At 70.2% G+C, this 5,016-nt stretch carries 2 protein-coding genes and 3 pseudogenes; all 5 read left to right on the plus strand.

The genetic code is table 11. The features are described from left to right. Positions 1–152, plus strand: a pseudogene (locus tag J7I97_RS39760) (transposase); the annotation flags it as partial. A 1,024-nt stretch (positions 153–1,176) separates the two neighbouring features. Beyond that, positions 1,177–1,330, plus strand: a pseudogene (locus J7I97_RS40605) (PEP/pyruvate-binding domain-containing protein); the annotation flags it as partial. A gap of 24 nt (positions 1,331–1,354) precedes the next feature. Then, positions 1,355–1,948 (plus strand): annotated as a pseudogene (locus tag J7I97_RS39765) (PEP/pyruvate-binding domain-containing protein); the annotation flags it as partial. 675 nt (positions 1,949–2,623) lie between these two features. Continuing rightward, positions 2,624–3,589: a PEP-utilizing enzyme gene (locus J7I97_RS39770; protein ID WP_285443913.1), complete on the plus strand. Its 966-nt coding sequence runs from the start codon at positions 2,624–2,626 to the stop codon at positions 3,587–3,589. Positions 3,590–3,636: 47 nt separating this feature from the next. After that, on the plus strand, positions 3,637–4,719 hold the full coding sequence (gene zapE, locus J7I97_RS37960; RefSeq protein ID WP_251051752.1) for a cell division protein ZapE: 1,083 nt from the start codon (positions 3,637–3,639) through the stop codon (positions 4,717–4,719). Positions 4,720–5,016 lie beyond the last annotated feature (297 nt).

The raw sequence follows: 5,016 nt of genomic DNA on the forward strand, positions 1-5,016 counted from the left end.
CTTCCGCTTCGCGAAACAGACCCTCGGCTGGACCACCCCGAAACTCCGCACTCCCGAGGCCGCGGGCCGCTGGACCTGGCCTCCTGATCGTCACCCACACCCAGCTCCGTCTCGCCCGTCCCCTCGCCGAGGAACTCCGCCGACACGGCGAAATCGAAGAGGTCAGCGGTCCTTGCTCAACGGGGAACTTGGTCAGATGCTACCGAGACACTCGGTAGCATCTTGGTCGTGACTCTTTACGTGCCCTTGACCTGAACCCAGATTCTTGCCGGGTCCATGCGCCCGTTCAGGCATATCTGGACTAGCAAGTCCTCGCCGTAATCCTCCTGAATTTCATCCACGGCGTGGCCCCACGGTTCCATTCCCGTCGCACTGCGGGGACAGCCAAAGATGCGATTCTATGCTCTGGCCTATTCGGCATTATCCCGTCCGAGTGGGTTATGGGGGATGGGAGACGGTGTGTGGGCTGTCCTGACGCTAGTAGCGGTGGCCGCCTGCTGTGGTCTGTCCTGCAACTTGGCTGACGCCGGGAGGTCGAGGCGGAGGCGACCCGGCGCCTGCAGGAGCAGCTGGCCGCGGAGCACCCCGAGTTGGCCGCCCACGCGCAGCAGATCGCCGAGCAGCCCGGCAGCAGCCCAGTTCTAGCCCCGGATTTCGCAGGTGCGAAAAGGGCTGTCCAACCAGCGTGGTCGGGTTGGATCGACGTCGAGGAGCTGAAGGAGTTCGGCTTGGGCTCCTCGGCCGGAGTATTCGCTCGGCAGCGGACTTCGATGCCTGGGCTTCGGCACTGGCGCCGGAGGAACTGGCTGAGCCAGTCACGTTCGTCATCGACGCCNNGAGCGAGCACGTGGTGTGTGCTGGTGGAGGAACGGTTCTGTGCGCCGGGAGATGAGCTTGGATGAGTGCGGGCGTTAGCTGACCGGTGATTTTGCGGGCTTGTCGGTAGGGTTCTTGGAGTGGTCCGGGCCGTTGATGGACGGCCTGAGGGCTGGCGTGCGGGGGCTGGGTCTGCCCACGATGGACCGGCGGCGCGGACGCTGTGCCGGCGTATCCCCGGAGTGGCCGGATCGCCGCCTACGGTCGCTCCGTTTCGTCGTCGGCGGAAAGGCCTGTTCGCGCCCCGCCCACGGTGCCATCATGATCCTTTCCTGGAGGCCGAGTTTGGGGGAGCAGACCATGGGCTTTGTGCTGGCGTTGGACGATGCCGGGGCGACGCTGGAGACGGCCGGCGGCAAGGGCGCAGCCCTGTCCGAGCTCGCGCGCGGAGGGCTGCCGGTACCGGGCGGGTTCCATGTGACGACAGCCGCGTACCAGGAGTTCGTCACCTCGACCGGAGTGGCCGACCGCATCCGCACGGTCGTCGGCCACGGCCGAGGACCTGCCCGACCTGTCCTTCGCCGGCCAGCAGGACACGTACCTGAACATCACCGGCCAGAGCGCCCTGCTGACAGCGGTCCGCCGCTGCTGGGCGTCCCTGTGGACCGACCGCGCCATCGCCTACCGCGCCCGGGCCGGCATCGCGCACGAGGACGTTTCGCTCGCCGTGGTGGTGCAGGAACTGGTGGCCGCCGATGCCGCCGGGGTGATGTTCACGGTCGACCCGCTCGGCGGGCGTGCGGACCGGCTCGTCGTCAACGCCGCCTGGGGACTCGGCGAGGCCGTCGTCAGCGGGCTGGTCACCCCCGACACCCTCCTGGTCGACCGTACGAGCCTGGCCGTCGTGGAGGAACGTATCGCCGCGAAGGAGGTCATGACCGTACCGACTGCCGAAGGCACCGCGGAGCAGCCGGTCCCGGCCGACCTGCGCGAAGCCCCGGTCCTCAGCGCACCGGAGGCCGGTGAGCTGGCCCGGCTCGGACTGGCGATCGAGGAGCTGTACGGGGAGCCGCGCGACGTCGAGTGGGCGCGCGAGGCAGGGTCCTTCCGCATCCTCCAGGCCCGGCCGATCACCACGGTGGCGGCGCCCCGGCCCGAGGTGTGGAACGACAGCACCGGCACCGACTCCCTGTGGACGAGTGCCAATCTGGGCGAGGCCGTCCCCGATGTGATGACGCCCGCGACCTGGTCGTTCGTCAAGGCGTTCATGGGCGATGTGATGGTCGGGGCCAGCCTCGAAGGCCGCCCGATGTACGGGAACATCGGCGGCCGCTTCTACATGAACCTCAGCGTCACGGCCACCCTCGCGGCCGCGTTCGGCCAGGGTCGGAAGTTCGCACAGGCCAACGAGCTGGTGTTCGGGCGCCTTCCGGAGGGCATGGGCATTCCGCTGCTGCCGGCATCCAAGGTACGGGTGTGGCGGGACACGATCGGCGAGGCGGTCGCGGTGATGAGCCGCATTCGCACGAACGGCAAGCAGCTGCCGGCGTTCCTGGAGGAAGCGCCCGCGCGCTGCGAGGGACTGCGGGCTCGGGTCGCCGCCGCGGCGACCGCGCAGGACCTGTCGGCCCTGTGGGTGGCGGAGGTGGCGCCGTACTTCCGCCGCTGCTGCCACATGCTCCAGGCCGCCACCCGCCAGGGCGGTGACTCCCTCGTCAAGGTACGCGGCACCCTGGAGTCCCTGGTGGGCGAACAGGACGCCGACCTGATGACCACCGGCCTCGGCGACGAGGGCCAACTGGCCAGCATGGGACCGCTGCTCGGCCTGGAACGGCTCGCCCGCGGCGAGATCGACCGCGACACCTACACCCGTACCTACGGCCACCGCGGCCCGCACGAGTTCGAGGTGTCCTTCCCTCGGCCCACCGAAAACGCGCAGTGGATCGACCGGCAGCTCGCCGCGCTCGGCACGGTCGAGGAGGATGCCGGACTCCGGCTCGCGCGACAGACCAAGGCCCGGTCGGCGGCATGGGACCGCCTGGCCGCCGAGCACCCGCGTCGGGTGGCGGCGATACGCGGCGCGGTGGACACGTGGGCGGCCTCGGCACGCCTGCGGGAGGCCACCCGCACCGAGATCGCCCGCATCTTCTGGCTGCTGCGCACGTTCGTCCTGCGCGCCGGCGAGGTCAGCGGGGCGGGGGAGGACCTGTTCTTCCTGTCCCGCGAGGAGATCCTCGCCGTACTCGGCGGCAACCGGGCCCCGCTCGCCGCGGTGCCTGCCCGCCGGGCCGCGTACGAGGGCTACCGCGCGCTCCCCACCTACCCGACCCTGATCCGCGGCGAGTTCGACCCGGCCACCTGGGCGGCCGACCCGAACCGCCGGGCCGACCTGTTCGACGCGCACGACACGACGCCCGCCACGGACACGGTCGCGGGCTCGCCCGCGTCCGGAGGCGTGGCGGAGGGCATCGCCCGGGTCGTGGCCACCGTCGAAGAGGGCGAGGTCATCCAGCCGGGCGAGATCCTGGTGACCACGGTGACGAACATCGGCTGGACGCCGCTGTTCACGCGGATCTCCGCGATCGTGACGGACGTCGGCGCGAACCTCTCGCACGCCTCGATCGTGGCGCGGGAGCTCGGCATTCCGGCGGTGGTCGGCTGCGGCAACGCCACGACGCGGATCCGGACGGGGGACAGGATCCGGGTGGACGGCGGTCGCGGAACCGTGGACGTCCTCGAAGCGGCGGCGACTGCGTCCCCCGAAGCCGCCTGATTCCGGATTCCGCACTCCCCGGTCGATGACCCGACGAAACCCAGCGTATGACGGATGAACGGAAGAGCTGCACGGTGCACAAGCACGACGAGGCCATGCGCGGCCATTTCCACGAGGCCGCGGCCCGGCGCGGATTCTCCGTCGCCCCGGCCCAACAGGCCGCCGTCGAGCGGCTGTCCCGGCTGGCGGCCGAACTCGCCCGGCCGGCTTGGACGTTTCCCAAGCCGCCCCGCGACCTCTACGTCTGGGGCCCGGTGGGCCGCGGGAAGAGCTGGCTGGTGGACACCTTCTACGAGGGCCTGCCTCCCGGACGCAAACGCCGCCTGCACTTCCACGACTTCTTCCGGCGCCTGCACGACGGAGTGACCCGTCCGGGTGCCCGCCACGACGGGCAGAGTGCCGTCGACAGGGCTCTGGACGAGCTGATCGGGGACAGCCGGATCCTGGTCTTCGACGAGTTCCACGCGCACGACGCAGGCGACGCGATGCTGATCGCACGCCTCTTCCGTACGCTGCTGGACCGCCGGATCACCCTGGTCACGACGTCCAACTACCCGCCCGCCGGACTGATGCCGGACCCGCTGTACCACCACTTGTTCGAGCCGACCATCAAGCTCATCGAGGAGCGGATGGACGTCCTGGACGTCACGGGCCCGGTGGACTTCCGCCGACTCGCGTCGCCGCGTCCGGCGGGCGGCCGCCGGTTCGCGACGGGCCTGTGCCTGCCCCCTGACGACACCGCCCTCGAAGCGTTCGGCCTCACCGTCCCGACGCCCGCAGAGTCTGCTGCCGTCCAGGCCCACCTGCGGGAGCTTCCCGCCCGCGCGGTGCGCGGCGAACTCGTCTGGTTCGGATTCGACGTGCTGTGCGAGACCGCGACGGCGGTACCCGACTACCTGGCGCTCGCCGAGCGGTTCGGCACCCTCGTACTGGACGGCGTACCCCCGCTGGCCACGGCCTCCACGGACGGACGGCAGCGGTTCGCGAACCTCGTGGACGTCGCCTGCGACCGGGACATACGACTGGTACTCATCGGCTCCGACCCCCTGTCCACCCCCGCCGACCCGACCCTGACGCGCGACCTGGACCGCACGGCAAGCCGCCTCGCGATGCTCCAACGGGCGGCCTGAGTCCTCTGGCCCTCCGTCCGCGTGGCGGCGTACTCATGGACTGGATCCTGAGGGCTGGAGCAGATGGTCCTGAACCGATCGCCGGCTTCGCCGGCTATCCCCTTCGCGCCCTCGCCCCCGTCACCGCCGGCCTCACCCCTTTCCTACAGCTCTGGAGCCGACGAAGGGCACGTCAACAGAATTAAACGATTGCCGCGCCAATACGACAACTGCGGGGTTGTGACCGCCCTTGCGTGAAGCCCCAGTCCTGACGATGGCCCGAGTGCCTTCAGTGGCAGAGTCCCGCGCTGCTCAGGC

It is taken from the genome of Streptomyces sp. ISL-87 (genome assembly GCF_018614095.1).
In the GTDB taxonomy this organism is placed as follows: Bacteria; Actinomycetota; Actinomycetes; order Streptomycetales; family Streptomycetaceae; genus Streptomyces.

What these genes read in the sequence shown, in the direction of transcription:
- J7I97_RS39770 (WP_285443913.1), top strand. Translation starts at nt 2,624, where the DNA reads ATGGGACCGCTGCTCGGCCTGGAACGGCTCGCCCGCGGCGAGATCGAC.
- zapE (WP_251051752.1), top strand. Translation starts at nt 3,637, where the DNA reads ATGACGGATGAACGGAAGAGCTGCACGGTGCACAAGCACGACGAGGCC.